This window comes from Micromonospora sp. NPDC000442, from assembly GCF_042898635.1.
Classification (GTDB): Bacteria; Actinomycetota; Actinomycetes; order Mycobacteriales; family Micromonosporaceae; genus Micromonospora.
Map to the genome: position 1 here is coordinate 362747 of NZ_JBIAYZ010000005.1, position 17940 is coordinate 380686.

The 17940-nt window shown below is 69.7% G+C and carries 17 protein-coding genes, 1 tRNA gene and 1 other RNA gene; 15 read left to right on the forward strand and 4 right to left on the reverse strand.

All coding sequences use genetic code 11. From position 1 onward, the window contains the following. Nucleotides 1-27: 27 nt before the first annotated feature. Nucleotides 28-261, reverse strand: a complete 234-nt coding sequence (locus ACFY2A_RS10800; RefSeq protein ID WP_363921826.1) for a helix-turn-helix domain-containing protein — start codon at nt 259-261, stop codon at nt 28-30. Nucleotides 262-474: 213 nt separating this feature from the next. Between ACFY2A_RS10800 and ACFY2A_RS10805 the strand changes: the two genes are divergently transcribed. Beyond that, the gene (locus ACFY2A_RS10805) at nt 475-993 is read left to right on the forward strand and encodes a DUF6912 family protein (protein WP_363921828.1); all 519 of its coding nucleotides are present in this window, start codon (nt 475-477) and stop codon (nt 991-993) included. Between the two features lie 26 nt (nt 994-1019). Here ACFY2A_RS10805 and ACFY2A_RS10810 read toward each other — a convergent pair whose 3' ends face one another. Beyond that, complete coding sequence (locus tag ACFY2A_RS10810) at nt 1020-2057, reverse strand: hypothetical protein (RefSeq protein ID WP_387170591.1); 1038 nt, start codon at nt 2055-2057, stop codon at nt 1020-1022. A gap of 283 nt (nt 2058-2340) precedes the next feature. Here ACFY2A_RS10810 and pruA point away from each other — a divergent pair, with 283 nt between their 5' ends. From pruA to ACFY2A_RS10850, 8 genes are all read left to right on the forward strand, one after another. Beyond that, nucleotides 2341-3969, forward strand: coding sequence for an L-glutamate gamma-semialdehyde dehydrogenase (pruA, locus tag ACFY2A_RS10815; protein WP_363921833.1), 1629 nt, complete (start codon nt 2341-2343; stop codon nt 3967-3969). Nucleotides 3970-4192: 223 nt separating this feature from the next. After that, nucleotides 4193-4708: a PadR family transcriptional regulator gene (locus ACFY2A_RS10820; RefSeq protein WP_363921835.1), complete on the forward strand. Its 516-nt coding sequence runs from the start codon at nt 4193-4195 to the stop codon at nt 4706-4708. A 142-nt stretch (nt 4709-4850) separates the two neighbouring features. Then, entirely contained in the window at nt 4851-5972 is a 1122-nt protein-coding gene (prfB, locus tag ACFY2A_RS10825) for a peptide chain release factor 2 (RefSeq protein WP_363921837.1), read from the forward strand. Nucleotides 5973-6090: 118 nt separating this feature from the next. Continuing rightward, the gene (ftsE, locus tag ACFY2A_RS10830; protein WP_093406596.1) at nt 6091-6771 is read left to right on the forward strand and encodes a cell division ATP-binding protein FtsE; all 681 of its coding nucleotides are present in this window, start codon (nt 6091-6093) and stop codon (nt 6769-6771) included. A gap of 67 nt (nt 6772-6838) precedes the next feature. Then, entirely contained in the window at nt 6839-7714 is an 876-nt protein-coding gene (gene ftsX, locus ACFY2A_RS10835) for a permease-like cell division protein FtsX (protein ID WP_387170594.1), read from the forward strand. A gap of 132 nt (nt 7715-7846) precedes the next feature. Then, nucleotides 7847-8326 (forward strand): SsrA-binding protein SmpB, encoded by a 480-nt coding sequence (gene smpB / locus ACFY2A_RS10840; protein ID WP_093406601.1) that lies wholly within the window; start codon nt 7847-7849, stop codon nt 8324-8326. Nucleotides 8327-8432: 106 nt separating this feature from the next. After that, nucleotides 8433-8808, forward strand: a transfer-messenger RNA (tmRNA) gene (gene ssrA / locus ACFY2A_RS10845). A 165-nt stretch (nt 8809-8973) separates the two neighbouring features. After that, nucleotides 8974-9924, forward strand: a complete 951-nt coding sequence (locus ACFY2A_RS10850) for a hypothetical protein (RefSeq protein WP_387170597.1) — start codon at nt 8974-8976, stop codon at nt 9922-9924. Between the two features lie 72 nt (nt 9925-9996). Here the strand turns inward: ACFY2A_RS10850 and mdlC are convergent, their stop codons facing one another. Then, nucleotides 9997-11592, reverse strand: a complete 1596-nt coding sequence (gene mdlC, locus ACFY2A_RS10855; protein ID WP_387170599.1) for a benzoylformate decarboxylase — start codon at nt 11590-11592, stop codon at nt 9997-9999. Nucleotides 11593-11874: 282 nt separating this feature from the next. Here mdlC and ACFY2A_RS10860 point away from each other — a divergent pair, with 282 nt between their 5' ends. Both ACFY2A_RS10860 and ACFY2A_RS10865 read left to right on the forward strand, forming a co-directional pair. After that, nucleotides 11875-12465, forward strand: a complete 591-nt coding sequence (locus ACFY2A_RS10860; RefSeq protein ID WP_387170601.1) for a YqgE/AlgH family protein — start codon at nt 11875-11877, stop codon at nt 12463-12465. Nucleotides 12466-12555: 90 nt separating this feature from the next. Next, nucleotides 12556-12628, forward strand: a tRNA-Ala gene (locus ACFY2A_RS10865). Between the two features lie 518 nt (nt 12629-13146). On the opposite strand, the gene ACFY2A_RS10870 is transcribed toward ACFY2A_RS10865, so the two are convergent. Next, nucleotides 13147-13584 carry a lipopolysaccharide assembly LapA domain-containing protein gene (locus ACFY2A_RS10870; RefSeq protein WP_387170603.1) on the reverse strand — a complete coding sequence of 146 codons (438 nt, stop codon included), beginning with the start codon at nt 13582-13584 and terminating at the stop codon, nt 13147-13149. A 449-nt stretch (nt 13585-14033) separates the two neighbouring features. Here ACFY2A_RS10870 and ACFY2A_RS10875 point away from each other — a divergent pair, with 449 nt between their 5' ends. From ACFY2A_RS10875 to ACFY2A_RS10890, 4 genes are all read left to right on the forward strand, one after another. Continuing rightward, the gene (locus tag ACFY2A_RS10875) at nt 14034-14762 is read left to right on the forward strand and encodes a GAF and ANTAR domain-containing protein (protein ID WP_387170605.1); all 729 of its coding nucleotides are present in this window, start codon (nt 14034-14036) and stop codon (nt 14760-14762) included. Nucleotides 14763-14845: 83 nt separating this feature from the next. Next, nucleotides 14846-15577, forward strand: a complete 732-nt coding sequence (locus ACFY2A_RS10880; protein ID WP_387170607.1) for an ANTAR domain-containing protein — start codon at nt 14846-14848, stop codon at nt 15575-15577. A gap of 229 nt (nt 15578-15806) precedes the next feature. Beyond that, nucleotides 15807-16526: a SigB/SigF/SigG family RNA polymerase sigma factor gene (locus tag ACFY2A_RS10885; RefSeq protein WP_387170609.1), complete on the forward strand. Its 720-nt coding sequence runs from the start codon at nt 15807-15809 to the stop codon at nt 16524-16526. Between the two features lie 363 nt (nt 16527-16889). Further along, nucleotides 16890-17927, forward strand: coding sequence for a fatty acid desaturase family protein (locus tag ACFY2A_RS10890; RefSeq protein WP_387170611.1), 1038 nt, complete (start codon nt 16890-16892; stop codon nt 17925-17927). Nucleotides 17928-17940: the final 13 nt, after the last annotated feature.

Below are 17940 nucleotides of genomic sequence, written 5' to 3' on the forward strand. Positions count from 1 at the left end.
CCGACGGTCAATGCCGTGGTGGGGGTCCTACCGTTCATCGGGGTCGCGTTCCGCCAGCGGGTTATCGCGTACCCAATCGGCGGTTTCGGCGTACTTGCGCTGGATGTACTCCTCCAGGCGGGCCCGCTCCACCCGCCACTGCCCACGGCCGCCGATCTTGATCGCGGGCAGCTCGCCACTGCGCACCATGTGGTAGACCTGCGAATCCGACACGTTCAGCTCGGTGGCCACGTCGGACAGGAGCAGGAACCTCGGTTCCACCGGAACTCCCCGGGTTGACGTCGTTAGCCTCAGTTTGCCACCGGCCGCCGCCTCCCGACGAATCCGCTTTCGTCGGCCGGCCGGACACACCGGCCCATCGCCGGAACTTCCACGAAGGCGATACGGGGTGTATGACGGTCAGGGCGGACGGGCAGGGCCGTACGCCGGGCCCGGCGTGTCGTCGCCGGCCGGAGCAGAGCGGGGGAAACCACGGTGACCGACGAGCTTGTCCGGGTCTACGTGCCGGCGACCGTGCCGATGCTGGCCAGGCTGCCGGAGCACGGGCTCGCCGCGGCGCAGGCGCACGCGGTGACCCCGACGCTACGCGAGTGGTACGCGGAAGGCGACGAGGAGGAGTTGGAGTACGTCGCCTTCACCCGCGCCGCCCAGGACGCCCTGCAACTGATCCGTCACGACCCGGCCGCGCCGCGTCGACGGGTGGTCGTCTCGGCGGACCTGCCCGCGACGGCGATCGGTCGGGGCGACGGGGAACTGGGCTCCAGCGTGGTGGAGTTGCAGGCCCCGGTGCCGGTCGCGGCCGTCGCGGCCGTGCACGTGGACGGGATGGACGCCGCCGCCGACGTCGCCGCCGCCGTCCAGGTGGTACTGGAGGCGTTGGCCGGCGACCCCGACGCCCAGTTCACCGTCGACGGTGCCGAGGACCATGAACTGGAGTGGTACGACCCCAGCGAACTGGAGTCGCTGCTGCGCGCCACCGCCACGGAAGGCTGACCGCCGTCCGGGTCACCGGCCGCCGACTACGCCTCGTCGTCGGCCGGTGAACTGAGCGTACGGCCGAAACTGACCACGGCGGTCAGCGCGCCGACGAACAGCACCCAGATGGCGTTGTCCACCCGTGAGGTACCGAGTGAGGTCTGCGCGACCGCGTCCGCCTCGCTGAGTGCGGCGGCCAGGTCGATCAGCGAACGCCCGCCGATCCGGATGATCACCTCGGTGAGCAGGAGGAGGAGTCCCGGTCCCGCGCCCGCCACCAGGTACGCCGGCCAGCGCGGTGCAGCCTCGCCGCCGTCGCGTACGACTCGCCGCCGTGCCCAGGTGAGGTAGCCGAAGGCCAGCCCACCGGCGATGAGCCCGGCCAGCAGGGACTCGGTCCGGGAGACCCAACTGGCCGCGTTGACAAGCGACTGCTGGCTGTCGCCGGCACCGAAGAGATTGAACAGCGGATCCCGGGCCACGCTGAAGGCCACCACGAAGACCAGGGTGCCCAGCGCGGCGGCGGCCACGGCACCCACCACCGCACCGTTACGGGCCCCGGCGAGCGCGCCGCCGATGACGGCCGCGGCGGCCGTGGTGCCGGCGATCGTGCGGGTGGTGACGTCACCCGCGTAGGTGAGGTCGATCGCGAGCGCGGCGAGCAGCCCGACGAGCAGGCCGGCGCCGATCGCCACCGCGAAGCGCAGGGTCACCCGTTCGGTCCGGCGGGCAACCGGCTCGCCGGCCGCCAGCCCGACGGCGGCACCGGCCACAAGCGCGGCCGAGATCACGCCGGGCAGCGCGAAGGCGGAGAGACTGACCGCGGTGACACCGGCCGTCGCCGAACTGATCGCCTCCCGGGTCGACCAGAGCATCGCGGCCAGCCAGCCGGCGGCCAGCAACGCCAGCACCGTCGCTCCCGGCGCGGGTGCGGGACGGCCGGCCCCGGAGTGGTCGCCGGCAGCCTCGGACTGGTCGTCCGCGTCGGGGCCGGTGGCCGCGGACCGGTCGTCCGCGCGCGGGTCGACGGTGTCGGACTGGTCGGGCCGCGCGGCGGTCGGCCCACCGGGCTCGTTGCTCATGGTCTCCCTCTCACCGCCGGGCCCGACCGGGCCGGACCGTCACGGCAACCCAGCGTACGCGTCCGGAACAGGCGTGCGCCCGAAGCCTGCACGGCCTGCATTTCTTCGGTCAGGTATCTCGTTCGGGTACGAATCGGTTCCGGTGGACGTGAAATGCCTCCTGATCATTGGCCTACCGGCGGCCGGGGTGTGCTCGACCGACGCCGGCCGTGGGAGGATTGGCGCAGGTCCCGCCACCGCGGGGCCGGTTTCGCCACCGCCGTCGAGATCGCCAGGAGCCCTGATGGACGCCGTGTTCTCCGTACCCGAGCCGCGTAACGAGCCGGTGCGCAGCTATGAGCCGGGCAGCACCGACCGCGAACGTCTCCAGCGCAGGCTCACCGAGCTGGCCGCTGAGCGCATCGACCTGCCGATGACCATCGCGGGCGAACAGCGGATGGCCGGCGGCGAGCCGATCCAGGTGGTGCAGCCGCACCGGCACGCGCACGTGCTCGGGGTCACCGGGCACGCCACCCACGACGACGCGCGGGCGGCGGTCAAGGCCGCCAAGGACGCCGCGCCGGACTGGCGCGCGCTGCCCTTCGAGGAGCGCGCCGCGATCTTCCTGCGCGCCGCCGAGCTGCTCTCCGGCCCCTGGCGGGACACCCTGAACGCGGCCACCATGCTGGGCCAGTCGAAGACGGCCGTGCAGGCCGAGATCGACGCGGCCTGCGAGTTCATCGACTTCCTGCGATTCAACGTGCACTTCGCCCGCAAACTGCTGGCCGAGCAGCCGATGTCGTCGCCCGGCGTGTGGAACCGCTTCGACCACCGGCCGCTGGAGGGCTTCGTCTACGCGGTCACTCCGTTCAACTTCACCGCCATCGCCGGCAACCTGCCGTCGGCGCCGGCCCTGCTCGGCAACACGGTGGTGTGGAAGCCGGGCCCGACCCAGCAGTTCGCCGCACACTTCACCATGCGCCTGTTCGAAGCGGCCGGCCTACCGCCCGGTGTGCTCAACATGGTGACCGGGCGGGGCGAAGAGGTCTCCGACGTGGTGCTGGCCGACCCCGACCTGGCCGGCATCCACTTCACCGGGTCCACCAAGGTCTTCCAGCACCTCTGGCGCACGGTCGGGGAGAACATCGCCGGCTACCGGGGCTACCCCAGGCTGGTCGGCGAGACCGGGGGCAAGGACTTCGTGGTCGCGCACTCCAGCGCCGACGTCGACGCGCTGCACACGGCGCTGATCCGGGGCGCCTTCGAGTACCAGGGACAGAAGTGCTCGGCGGCCTCCCGCGCGTACGTCCCGCGCTCCCTCTGGGAGGGTGGCCTGCGTGACCGGCTGGCCGCGACCGCCGACGGGCTGGCCTACGGCGACGTCACCGATTTCCGCAACTTCGGCGGTGCGGTCATCGACGACAAGGCGTACTCCCGGCACACCGCCGCACTGGAGCTGATCACCACCGACGACAGCTGCCGGATCATCGCCGGTGGCACCGCCGACGACTCGGTCGGCTGGTTCGTCCGCCCGACGATCTTCGAGTGCGGCGACCCGGCACACGAGACGTTCACCACCGAGTACTTCGGCCCCATCCTCGGCGTGCACGTCTTCGACGACGCCCGCTTCGACGAGGTGGTCACGCAGGCCGAGGCCATCGCCCCGTACGCACTCACCGGGTCGATCTTCGCCACCGACCGGCGGGTGGTCGACGCGGTGGCCGAGAAGATGCGGTACGCGGCCGGCAACTTCTACATCAACGACAAGCCGACCGGCGCCGTCGTCGGTCAGCAGCCGTTCGGCGGTGCCCGGGCCAGCGGCACCAACGACAAGGCGGGATCCTGGCACAACCTGGTCCGCTGGATGTCCCCCCGGACGATCAAGGAAACCTTCGTCCCCCCGACCGACCACACCTACCCCCACATGGGCTGAAGATGTAACGACCAACCCCGGACCGACGCCGAGCAAGGTGTGACAGGAGGGGCCCTTGTCGACCCCGCGCCCGCTGAGCCGGGCCGGGGGCGGCCGGGGGTGACGCCGGCCGGCCCGGCGTAGGTGGACGGTCGCGCGCCGACAGTGCACATAGGAAGCCCCAATCGGTGGCGAAAAGGGGAAATCCTGGACGCCGGCCCGGCAAAGTGGCAGCGTAAGGGGCATGGCGGAATCCGGAGTGAACCCCACGGCGGCGGCCCTGCTCGGGCTGCTCCACGAGGGTCCCATGACAGGTGGCCAGTTGATGGCCGCCGCCGAGCGCCGACTGGCGCCGTACTGGTCGATGACCCGAAGCCAGGTCTACCGGGAGTTGCCGGTGCTGGCCGAGCGAGGTTTCGTCCGGTTGGGTAAGCCCGGGCCGCGGATGAGTCAGCCGTACGCGATCACGGCAGCCGGAAAACGGACATTTTCCCGCTGGCTGGCCGAGGATCCCGGGCGGGACACCATCCGCAACCCGATCGCCCTGCGCATCGCCTTCGGGAACCTGCACTCCCCGAACCAGCTGAAGAACCTCCAGGCCGCAGCCAACGAGTACCACACCGACGCGCTGGCCCGGGTCCGCGAGCAGGTCAAGAACGCCAAGAAGGAAGGCGACACGTACGACGCGAGCGCGCTGGAGTTCGCCGTGGCGTACCACCGTGCCGCCCTGTCCTGGCTCAAGAGCGCCGCCGCCAGCTGACCGCACGCCGGCCCGAGCTGGGCTCGTCTGGGCTCGGTCTGCGGGGCTCGCAAGCTCACTCCTCGTCCGAGCTGGGTTTGTTTTGGCTCGGTCTGCGGGGCTCGCAAGCTCACTCCTCGTCCGAGCAGTACCCTTGTCTGTCGTGACCGCTGCCGACTTCTCCGAACAGCTCAAGGAACTCGACGCCACCCTGCGCAACATCGAGGCGGTGCTCGACCTCGACCGTCTCCGCGCGGACAAGGCCCGCCTGGAGCAGGAGGCGTCCGCCCCGGACCTCTGGGACGACCAGGCCCGCGCCCAGCAGGTGACCTCGCAGCTGTCGTACGTCAACGGCGAGATCGACAAGCTCGGCAGCCTGCGTTCTCGGCTGGACGACGCGCACGTGCTGTTGGAACTGGCCGAGGCGGAGTCCGACTCGGGGGTACTCACCGAGGTCGAGACCGAGATCGCCGGGCTGACCAAGGCCATCCAGGAGATGGAGGTCCGCACGCTCCTGTCCGGTGAGTACGACTCCCGGGAGGCGCTGGTGGCCATCCGGGCGGGTGCCGGCGGTGTGGACGCGGCCGACTTCGCCGAGATGCTGCTGCGGATGTACCTTCGCTGGGCCGAGCGGCACGGCTACCCGACCGAGGTCTACGAGACCTCGTACGCCGAGGAGGCCGGCCTGAAGTCGGCCACCTTCACGGTCAAGGTCCCGTACGCGTACGGCACGCTCAGCGTGGAATCCGGCACCCACCGGCTGGTGCGGATCAGCCCGTTCGACAACCAGGGGCGGCGGCAGACAAGCTTCGCCGGGGTCGAGGTGCTGCCGGTGGTGGAGCAGACCGACCACATCGACATCCCCGAGAACGAGATGCGGATCGACGTCTACCGCTCCTCGGGCCCGGGCGGGCAGAGCGTCAACACCACCGACTCGGCGGTACGGATCACCCACGTCCCGACCGGCATCGTGGTGACCTGTCAGAACGAGAAGTCGCAGTTGCAGAACAAGGCCTCCGCGCTGCGTGTGCTCCAGGCCCGGCTGCTGGAGCGCAAGCGCCAGGAGGAGCAGGCCAAGCTCCAGGGGCTCAAGACCGACGCCGCCGGCTCCTGGGGCGACCAGATGCGTTCGTACGTGCTGCACCCCTATCAGATGGTGAAGGATCTGCGGACCGAGCAGGAGACCGGCAACCCGAGTTCCGTCTTCGACGGTGACCTGGACTCCTTCATCGAGGCGGGCATCCGGTGGCGCAAGCAGCAGCAACTGGCCGGCGACCGTGCGTGACCGATCGTGGGCGGAGCGCGCCGTCGATCTCCACCTGACGTGCTGATTTGATGACTTGCCGCGCAACGGCGGGGCGTGGGACTTGGCACGACAGTTACACGGCGTAGACTCACCACCCGTGATTCAGCTTGAGCAAGTGACGAAGACGTACCCGAAGGCGTCGCGGCCTTCGCTCGACAACGTGTCCGTGTCGATCGACAAGGGCGAGTTCGTCTTCTTCATCGGCCCATCCGGCTCCGGCAAGTCCACCATCGTCAAGATGCTGCTGCACGAGGTGGTCCCCAACAAGGGACGCGTCGTCGTCAACGGCAAGGACGTCACGTCGATGCGGTCCTGGAAGCGCCCGCACTTCCGCCGCTCGATCGGCTGCGTCTTCCAGGACTTCCGGCTGCTGCCCAACCGCACCGCGTACGAGAACGTGGCGTTCGCGCTGGAGGTGATCGGCAAGACCAAGGCGGTGGCCCGCCGGGTCGTGCCGGAGGTGCTGGAACTGGTCGGCCTCGGCGGCAAGGAGCACCGCTACCCGCACGAGCTCTCCGGTGGTGAGCAGCAGCGCGTGGCGGTCGCCCGGGCGTTCGTGAACCGTCCGCTGATCCTGCTGGCGGACGAGCCGACCGGAAACCTGGACCCGGACACCTCAATCGAGATCATGCGCCTGCTGGACCGGATCAACCGCACCGGCACCACCGTCGTGATGGTCACGCACGACTCCAACATCGTGAACCAGATGCGTCGCCGCGTCATCGAGATCGAGAGCGGCCGCATCGTTCGCGACCAGGCCCGCGGCGTCTACGGGTGACGGCCCTACCCACCGCACCCCGATCTGACGACGAACACCTCACGCCGGAGAGCCGGAGGAAATCCCGATGCGGATGAAATACGTCATGTCCGAGGTACTGGTCGGACTGTGGCGCAACGTGACCATGACCATCGCGATGATCATCACGATGGCGGTCTCGCTGACCATGCTCGGTGCCAGCGGCCTGATCTACACCAAGGTCGCCGACATGAAGCAGCTGTACTTCGAGAACATCGAGGTCTCGATCTTCCTGGACGCCGAGGTGACGGACGAGCAGCGCAGCGCGCTCGCCACGCAGTTGGAGTCCGACCCGCTGGTCTCACAGGTCACGTACGTCAACAAGGACGAGGCCTTCCAGCGCTTCCAGGAGATGTTCCGGGACTCGCCGGACCTGCTCAGCGCGGTCAAGGCGGACCAACTTCCGGAGTCGTACCGGCTCAAGCTGGTGAACCCGGAGGAGTACAAGACCATCTCCGACCAGTACACCGCGGTCGAGGGGGTCGACCAGGTCGTCGACCAGAGTCAGGTGCTCGACAAGATCTTCAACCTCTTCACCGCCGGGCAGAACATCGCCCTGGTCGCCGCGATCGCGATGGCCGTCGCCGCGCTGCTGCTGGTCGCCAACACCATCCAGGTCGCCGCGTACAGCAAGCGGCGTGAGGTCGCGGTCATGAAGCTGGTCGGTGCGTCGAACTGGTTCATCCAGGCGCCGTTCGTCCTGGAGGCGGTGGTCGCCGGCCTGATCGGCTCGATCCTGGGCCTCGGCGCCCTGATCGCGCTCAAGGTGTTCCTCTTCGACGGTGCGCTAAGCGCCCTACAGGGGCTCTTCGCGCCGGTCAGTTGGGGCGAGGTGTTCCTGACCTTCCCGGTGATGGCCGGCGTCGGCGGTCTGATCAGCGCGGTCACCGCCTGGGTCACGCTCCGCTTCTACCTGCGGGTCTAGTTCGTCGAGCAAGGGCCCTTCCATGCCGGAATAAACGGCGCGGAAGGGCCCTTGTCGTTCGGGTAGCATGATCTCCGCCCTGCGGCCGGCCAGGTCGGTCACGGGCGACAGGGAAAGGGAGGTGGCGCGGCGATGCCACGGGAGAAGGGGCGCAAGGTCGTCGCCTCCAACAAGAAGGCGCGTCACGACTACGCCATCCTCGACACGTACGAGGCGGGCATGGCGCTGACCGGCACCGAAGTGAAGTCGCTGCGGGCCGGGCGGGCCTCGCTTGTCGACGCGTTCGCGCAGGAGCGGGACGGCGAGCTCTACCTGCACAGCATGCACATCCCCGAGTACGTGCAGGGGACCTGGACCAACCACGAACCCCGGCGTACCCGGAAACTGCTGCTCAAGCGACTGGAGATCGACCGGCTGATCGGCAAGCTCCGGGAGAGCGGGCTGACCCTGGTGCCGCTCCAGGTCTACTTCTCCGACGGCTGGGCCAAGGTGGAGATCGGCCTCGCCAAGGGTAAGAAGGCGTACGACAAGCGCCAGGACCTCGCCAAGCGGGACGCCGACCGGGAGATCCAACGGGCGGTGGGTCGGCGAGGTAAAGGAATGAACGACTGATTTGTCTGGATCGTCCCGTATCGGAGCGTCGCTCCGGGCTCGGGATGAATCCGGTTGCGGCAGGCGTTACGCTTGTCGGAGCCGCCGGAGATCGGCGGCCTGTCGAGGGGGTGACTGGTTTCGACTTCGTACGTTGCGGCAGGGGAAGCGAGCCGAGGAAGCCGACGTCGTCTCGAGAATCGTTCGTCGGAAACCAATAAGCGCCAAGAACAATCGCGCTGACTTCGCTCTCGCCGCCTGAGGCGAGTAGCAAGTCTGTCGGCCTGGGAGCGCCTTCGACCCAGTTAGCCGGCATCAGCTAGAAGGCTGGCCAACCGGACCCGGTCGCGGGGTCCGTGCGGCGAGATCAATCAGCGACTGGGCCCGTCACACCGACTCGCTCGCGTGATCGGAGGGGCCGAGTAGAGGCACAGCGAGCTGCGCTCGGAGAAGCCCTGACAAGGCGGCGAAGGACCCGGGTTCGATTCCCGGCACCTCCACCACCTGACTGCGCGCCCCGGTCACCGACCGGGGCGCGCAGTCGTCTACCCCGACCCGGTCGGGTAGACGTCCGCGCTGTCCGGCCGACGAAACCGCCGGGCGAGGCGAAGGCTGGCTGACACCGCGGGGCACGGGAACCAGCCGGGGAGCGCTGTCGTCAGATCGGTATGCGCCGCATCCTCGCCCTGTTGGGCCTGCCACTGCTGATGACGGCTGCCGGTTGCGCCCCGGTCGGCAGCGAACCGACCGGACCGGGCATCCCGACCGACCGGCACGAGGCGTTCAGGCAGCGCGCGACCGAGGTCGCGCAGACGTGGCGCCCAGGTGCGGCGTGGACCACCGGCTACGTGCCGCTCCAGGAGCCCACGGTGCTCGTCGGCGACCCCGAGTTCACCGACGAGACCAAGCTCGCCTTCCAGGCCGGCTGGTACCGGGAGCAGGTGCCGTTGCCGCCCGGGCGGCCGGACGACGGCACCATCCGCTTCTCCGACGCCGAACTGCGGGTGCCACTGATCACCGCGGCTGAGGCGTACCGGCAGCTCGACCAGGGCGACCCGCCGCCCTGTGCCGGGCGACCGAAGGACCCGGGTACGCCGCCACCGGCCAATCCGCCGGACGGGCCGGACGCCCCGGTGAGCAGCGAGCCGCAGGCCGCCTGCATCCCGCTCACCGTCACAAACGTCGAACTGGGTTCCGCACCGGTGCACACCAGCCGGGGTGAGGCGCAGGTGCCGGCGTGGCTGTTCACCGTCGAGGAGATCGACGCCGTGGTGGCCCGGGTCGCGGTCGCACCCGACGCCGTCGGTGCCCTGCCCGAGCCGGTCGCGCCGTCCGCGCCCGCCCCGCAGGACCTGGTCAGTGCGCAGGACATCGAATCGGTCGACGGTGCGACGCTTAACTTCCGGCTCGGTGTCGGTAGCTGCGACACCGCGATCACTCCGCTGGTGCAGGAACACGACCACGTGGTCGTGGTCGGCGGCACGGTGGTGCGGAGCACCGGCGTCTGCGACGACATGCTCAAGCTGGAACCGGTCGCGGTGACGCTGCGGGCACCGCTGGGAGCCCGTCCGGTCCTCGACGTGGTCAGCGCGACGCCGCTGCGCTTCGCTGCGGGCTGACCGCGCCGGCCGGCGCCGTCCGGTCCCGGGCCGGCGTCGGCCGGCGCCGGCGCGTCTCGTCTGCCGACGGGTTCAGAGGATCGGCGGCACATCGGTGCGGATCGGCACCGGCAGCACCGTCGGCCCGTCGGCCCGCAGGGCCGTGGCCAGCGCCTCGCCGAGTTGATCGGGATTGTCGACGACGCTTGTGGCACACCCGTAGCCGCGGGCTATCGCCGTGACGTCGATGCCGGGCAGGTCCAGCCCGGGTACCCCCGGCGTCTGCTTGAGTTCGGCGAACGCCTTGAGGATCGCGTACTGCTGGTTGACCGGCACGACGACCACCAGCGGCAACCGCAACCGGCTGGCGGTCCAGAGCGCCTGGACCGAGTAGTGGAACGAGCCGTCGCCGATCACCGCGACCACCGGCCGGTGGCGGCCGGTGTCGCGCTGCGCCAGCGCGATGCCGACGGCCGCCGGCAGGCCGTAGCCGAGACCACCGCTGGCCATCGTGAAGTACGACCCGGGAGTGTCGAACCGCAGCCGGCGACGCAGTGCCGACAGGTTGGACGGAGACTCCTGCACCAGCACCCCGTCTGCGGGCCAGTGCCGGGCCAGTGCGGCGAATAGCGCGTCGGCGCTGAGCGGAACCGAATCCTCCACCGGCGACGGTACGGGCCGGGCGGGTGGTGGCGGCCGGTCTGTCGGTGGCATCAGGTCGGTCAGCGCGGCGAGCGTGAGGCCGGCGTCGCCGAGGAGGCTGTCGCCGATCGGTGCCCGGGCCGCCTCCTCGGGGTCGTCGGTGACGTGCAGCAGCCGGGCACCGTCCAGCAGCGTCTCACCGGGCACGTGCGGGTAGTACCGGAACACCGGGGCGCCGACCACCAGCACAGTGTCGTGTCCCCGGAGCTGTTCGGCCAACGGGCCGATCGCGAAGGGCAGCACTCCCTGGAAATGCGGGTGATTCTCGGGGAAGGCGGTCCGCTCGGGCGCAGGCGCCGACCAGACCGGGGCGACCAGCCGCTCCGCGAGAGCGACCCCCGCCTCCCAGGCACCCGCCCGGTCCACGGCGGCCCCGAACACCAGGGCCGGCGACCGGCTCGTCGCCAATGCCGCGGCGAACTGACGCAGCCGCTCCGGGTCGGGAGCGAACCGGGTGGCCACCGTGCGGGCCTGCGGAGGCGGGTCGGCGGGCTGCGCCCAGTCGTCAAGCGGAAGCGAGAGGAAGACGGGCCCGGTCGGCGGCTGGACTGCGGTCGCGTACGCCCGCATGAGCGCCGCAGGGACGTCCTGGGCCCGGACCGGCTCGTGGGCCCACTTGACGTAGGGCTGGGGAAGTTCGGTGGGATGACGGGCAGTGAGTCGGGGTTCGAGCAGCAGCATCTCCCGGGTCTGCTGGCCGGCGGTGACGATCAGTGGGGTCCGGTTGTGCCAGGCGGTGACGATGTTGCCCATGGCGTTGCCGGTGCCCGGTGCCGTGTGCAGGTTGACGTGCGCCGGTGCCCCGGTGACCTGCGCGTAGCCATCGGCCATGCCCACCGCCGACGCCTCGTGCAGTGCGAGCACGTAGTGGAAATCGTCGGGGAAGGTGTGCAGGAACGGCTCTTCGGTGGAGCCGGGGTTGCCGAAGACGGTGGTCATGCCCAGGGCCCGGAGCAGGTCGTAGGTGGTGTCGCGGACCGTTGCCATCGCTACTGAATGTATCGGGGCGACTCGGGAGTAAAGAGCATTTCGCCGCTGCTCCGACATGAGCTTGGTGCCGGCACCGGCCGCCGTCGCGCCGGTGGTGACGCCGTCGCCCGGCCCGTCCGACCGTCTGTCGATCACCCGACTGTCAGACCTTCGCCTGGATCGGGGGCGCAAGCTATGGTGCCAGGCATGGCGATGACAGCGCGGATGTCACCGGTTGGGCCCACCGTCGATGAGTGTCACCGGTTCCGCCTTTCCGTGCACGACTGACGGGTGCGCGTGATGCAGGGAGAGGGGCAGGCGATCGGCGGGCGGGCGACGGAGTCGATGACCGGGAAGCTGCTGGTGGCGACACCGGCGCTGAAGGACCCGAACTTCGACCGTACGGTCGTGCTGCTGGTCGCGCACGAGCCCGGCGGCGCGCTCGGTGTGGTGCTCAACCGGGCCACCGAGGTGCCGGTGGCGGACGTGCTGCGCGACTGGGGCGACCTGGCCCGCCACCCGGCGGTGCTGTTCGAGGGCGGCCCCGTGCAGCCCGACTCCGCGATCTGCCTGGCCCGGATGCGGCCACCGGTGCGCCGACTCAAAGGCTTCCATCAGGTCTCCGGCGCGGTGGGCACGCTCGACCTGTCGGTCGACCCGCAGCGGCTCCGGGAGAGCGTGCAGAGCATCCGGGTCTTCGCCGGGTACGCGGGCTGGGGCACCGGCCAACTGGAGCAGGAGATCGAGGACGGTTCCTGGTTTCTGCTCGACGCACTGCCCGGTGACGCGTTCGTCGACCGGCCCGACGACCTGTGGCCGATGGTGCTGCGCCGACAGGGCGGCATGATGGCCGCGGTCGCGCACTTCCCGCCGGACGTGGCACTGAACTGACCGGTCGCCGCGGGCACCCCCGCGAGATGACCATGTAGGCGGGCGTGTGTATAGTTCTTCCAGTGCCCGGGCGACCGGGTGCGACAGCAAGGGGCCGTGGCGCAGCTGGTAGCGCACCACACTGGCAGTGTGGGGGTCAGGGGTTCGAGTCCCCTCGGCTCCACCCTTGTTCACGCAGGTAAATCGGCATCAGTCATCGACTGGTGCCGATTTTTCGTGATCTCGTGGTCACAGCCGTGGTCACCCAGCGCCCCACACTGCACTTCGATTACCGGGTTTGAGAGTTCGGAAGAAACCGCCTCTGAGCAGGATCTTCCTACTGCTCTGACTGCCCGTCGGTTTCACCCGCTACCGGCTGACCTGTCGACAGCCTCGGCCCGGTCACCGACGCGGTCACCGGGCCGAGCAGCCGTTCTCAATTAACGGTCAGTCCACCGGCGCTGGGCCGATCGTGGGCTCGGATTCAGTGCCCACGATCGGCGCGCTGGACGGGATGATCCGGACCAGGTCCGGTCCGAGGGCGAGGACGAGGCCGGGAGTTCGGCGGCTGGGTCCCAGGACCGCGGCCACCACCCGCCGTCCAGAACCGCCCGGGTCGTGGGGGAGTGCGAGGACGACCCGGGGTGCGGAGGGCACCGGTGCGGGGATCGTGGTCGCTGGTCGCGTGGTGATGGACACGGCTCATTCGTCCCGATGCTCGGGGCGGGGCGACAGCGGGACGGTGGCGATGCCGGTTGTCGGTGGGGGAGTCAGGTCGGGCCCGGGCCGGCCGTCCGGCTGCGTGGCGCGACGGCGGTCGAGCATCCTGAGCTGCACGATCCGGGCGGTGCCGGGCAGGGCGACGAGCAGGACCCCGAAGACGGCGGCCAGCAGCAGTGCCACCCCCATCGGCAGGGTGCCGTGTGCGCCGAGGAAGGACACCTCGGCGCGTTGTCCGTTCTGCAGTACGAAGATCAGGAGCAGCAGGAGCACGAACGCGAACACCACGGCAGCGACCCACACGCCGCCGATCCGTGAGCGCTTCACCGCCGGCCGCCTGGGCATCGCACGAGGAGCATCGGTGCCGCTGCGGCCGTTTGTCGGGAAGAGTTGGACATGACTGTTCCGGGGTGCGGTCATCACGAACCGCCGCCTTTCGATGAAGGTCTGGCATGCCTGGAAAGCCGTCTTGCACTGACGTGCCTGGATGATGGTGGGCCTGCGACGAGCTGTCGCGGTCCAGGGTGCTGGTGCCACAGGGATGCCTGGCCAGGAATGCGACGGAGATCCGGCGACCTGACCGGCGGATGTGGTGTGGCGGGTGGCCAACACGGTGACCTCGATCGGTGGGGTGCGTCCGCCAGCGGCGAACTGTCAGCCACCGGGGTCCCGAGCGACACTGCGAGCGTACGCCTCCGCGACCGGATCGGCAGCCGCTGGCGCCGGCGCGGTCCGGTGGGCCGCCGGTCGTGCGGTGGCGTCACGCGGGAGTACGGTGTGACCGTCGCCCGAGACTTCGGCGCCGTACGGCAGCGCGTCCGTTCGACTGATCCGGGTCGGAGTCAGCAGTGGACAGGAACAACCTTCCGATGACCGCCGATCGCTGGCGGCGGCTGTGGGCCGATGTCGTCGATGCCGCCCGGGGTGGTGCCGTCGCGGTCGATCATGTCTGCGCGGCGGCGGTATCGGTCGCCGGTGTCGATTCGGGGGCTGTCGCGGTGATCCTCGACGCCACGCCGCGCGAACTGGTGTGTGCCACGGACCGGACGGCGTTGGAGCTGGAAGACCTGACCCTGACGCTCGGTGAGGGGCCGTGCGTGGACGCGACCAACGGTGCACCTGTCCTGGTCGGCGATCTGACCGTGCCGGTGTGCCAGAACCGCTGGCCGGTGTTCGCGCCAGCCGCGGTGCTCGCCGGGGCCGGCGCGGTGTTCGCGTTGCCGCTACGGGTAGGCGGGATCCGCCTCGGTGTCCTGGACCTCTACCGGGCCTGCGCCGGTGACCTAGGGGCGGAGCAACTGACCGACGCACTGGTCCTGGCGGACACGGCGTGCGCGATGCTACTGGACGACGCGACGCGCCACGGGGCGGACCGGGACGATCAGCGGCCCGAGCGGACCGGCCTGCACCACCCCGAGGTGCACCAGGCAACCGGAATGATCACGGTCCAGTTGGGAGTGACCGCGGCGGTGGCGCTCATCCGGTTGCGCGCCTACGCGTACTCCCAGGACCGGCGCATCCGGGATGTGGCAGCGGACGTCGTCGCCCGGCGCCTGCATCTCGGACCGGCCGGGACACCTGGTGATCGACATGAGTGAACTAGCGATCGGCGCCACGTCGGGGCGTTACGGACCATTCCGTCGGGCGACCGGCGGAACCACTGATTGACGAGGTAACTGACATGGCCGAGACCCAGCTGGCCGACGTTTTCGTGGAGCTGGCCGACACTCTCGTCGACGACTTCGACGTGATCGAGTTCCTGCACGTGCTGATCGAGAGATGTGTCGAACTGCTGGGTGTGTCGGCGGCCGGGCTGCTCCTGACCGATCAACGGGACACGCTGCAGGTGGTAGCCGCCTCCTCCGAACGTACCCGACTGCTGGAGCTGTTTCAGCTCCAGACCGACCAGGGGCCCTGTCTCGACTGCTTCCATACCGGGCAACCGGTGTCGGTCGCTGACCTGACCCTGACCACTGCCCGATGGCCGAGGTTCGCCGCGGCCGCGGCCGAGGTCGGCTTCGCCGCGGTGCACGCCCTGCCCATGCGCCTGCGCTCCGAGGTGATCGGCGCGCTGAACCTCTTCGACGTCCAGCCAGGGGCCATCGACGGGGACAAGCTCCGCATCGGTCAGGCGCTCGCCGACGTGGCCACCATCGGACTGCTGCAACACCGCGCCATCCATCAGCGCGACGTCCTCACCGAACAGCTACAGACCGCCCTGAACAGCCGTGTCCTGATCGAACAGGCCAAGGGGATCCTCGCCGAACGCCTACAGGTGGACGTGGGCCAAGCCTTCGCGATACTGCGCGACAGCGCCCGCAGCCGCAACCGGCGACTGTCCGAACTGTCCCAGGCGATCGTCGACGGCTCCGAGCAGCTCGCACCGGGACCGGTCGCCCACCGGCCCGGCTGACGACCGGCTCCACCGCCGAGTCGGCTGCAGAGAGCGGCGGCTTCCAGGGGTGTCGGTCGGCAAGGTGAAGGCGTACGGTTGCGGTGTCGCCCGGGTCCCCGGTGGCCGCCAGTCTCGCCGCCACCAGCCCGTTAGGGGCGTTGAACCAATGGTCACCCCCATCGTGACACCCACAGCCGATTCCTCCCCTCCGACGCTGAACCTGGCTACGGGAGACAGCGAACAACTATTGCGTCGACGCGCAGCCCTGAACGTCGACGATCCCGACCGGGCACGACTGCGAGCCCGGATCATCGAGGCGAACCTGCCGATCGCCAGTCGGTTGGCCCGCCGTTACACCGGCCGCGGGGAGCCCTACGAGGACCTGGCTCAGGTTGGTGCGCTCGGCCTGATCAGGGCCGTCGACGGATACGACAGCAATCGGGGCGTGCCGTTTGCCAGCTACGCCATCCCGACCATCCTCGGCAGCATCCGACGGCACTTCCGCGATTCGGCCTGGGCGATCCGGGTGCCGCGAGCGGCGCAGGAACTGGGCGCCCGGGTGCCCGAGGCCCGGGGCAAGCTCGGGCAGCAGCACCGTCGCGAACCGACTGACGGAGAACTCGCCGACCACCTGGAGGTGACCGTCGCCCAGCTCATGGCCGCCGTCGCCGCCTCCGATGTCTACCGGCCGCAGTCGTTGAACGAGTCACGGCCCGGGGGCAACGGCATCGAGCGGCACGCGCACATCGGCACCGCCGATCCGGGATACGCGGCGGTGGACGACCACCTCACCCTCCGACTGCTCCTCGCGGCGCTTCCCCTACGTGAACGTCGGATCCTGACCATGCGGTTCTACGGTGATCTGACCCAGGCGCAGATCGCCACCCGGGTCGGGCTGTCCCAGATGCACGTCTCCCGGCTGCTGAAACGCTCGCTGACCCAACTGAGAGCCGGGATGCTCCGCTGACCTGTAGTCGACCGGGACCAGCGTGTTTCGCAGTGGCCGGTAGCACGACCCTTCCGGACGGCCTTACCAGGGAGCATCCGATGAACATCGCCAGGCCCACACCTCCCACCGCGGCGACGTGCTCCGGCGCTTTTGAGCGAATCCGCTGCGAGGGGTTGGTCGAATGAGGAAAATTCAAGGTGAAGAGGCATCGGAGCCGGCCGCCTCCGGGCCGACCAGGGAGAAAGCGTGCGGCCTGATGCGACGTGCCCGCGAGAGCCCGGTTCCGTGGCGGATGCCTCAACAGCCCATGGCCCGCCTGACCGGATGGTCGAGCCGCCGGCGAGACAGGCAGACGGAGAAGGACCAGCGGGAGCAGCCATCATGAGCGATACCAGCCTCGGCACCGACGGGCAGCGAGGCAGTGACTACGCGGACCTGTCCCGGCTGGTCCGAGCGGCGGGTCTGCTCGGGCGACGGCGGGGCTACTACGCGGTGCGGATCGGCCTCGTCGTCGGTTCCTTCGCCGGATTGTGCGCCTTGTTCGTCCGATTGGGTGAGTCGTGGTGGCAGCTCGGCGTCGCGGTGGCTCTGGCGGTGGTCTTCGCGCAGGCCGGGTTCATCGGCCACGATGCGGGGCACCGGCAGATCGCCAGCTCGCGCCGGGGGAACGACCTGATCGGCATCGTGCACGGCAACCTCCTGACCGGGCTCAGCTACGGCTGGTGGGTGGACAAGCACAATCGGCACCACGCACACCCCAACACCGAAGGCAAGGACCCCGACATCAACGTGGCGCCCCTGGCCTTCATCGCCGACCAGGCCCACCATCAACGTGGACTCCGTGCGCTGCTCGTGCGCTACCAGGCGTATCTGTTCTTCCCGTTGCTCCTGCTGGAAGGCCTGCACCTGCACCTCAACAGCGTGAAGGCGGTCCTCGGCCCGCGCCGCATCGCCCGCCGTCCCGTCGAAGCCGGACTGCTGGCCCTGCACCTGGGCGGCTACCTGACTGCCGTGTTCCTGGTCCTGAACCCGGTACAGGCGGTCGCGTTCATCCTCGTCAACCAGGGCGTGCTCGGCCTCTATCTCGGCTGCTCCTTTGCCCCGAACCACAAGGGCATGCCCATCCTCGACGCCGACGACAACCTCGACTACCTCCGGCGGCAGGTTCTCACCTCCCGCAACGTCCGCGGCGGGAGGTTCCTCGACATCATGCTCGGCGGCCTGAACTACCAGATCGAACACCACCTGTTCCCGAGCATGCCGTGTCCCAACCTGCGCCGCGCCCAACCCTTGATCAGGCGGTTCTGCGCCGAGCACGAGATCGACTACAGCGAAACCACGCTTGGCCGCTCCTGGGCCGAGGTACTGCGCCACCTGAACGAGATCGGATCTCCCGCACCTCCGGTCGTCACGCGTTGAGCTGCCGTGCCAG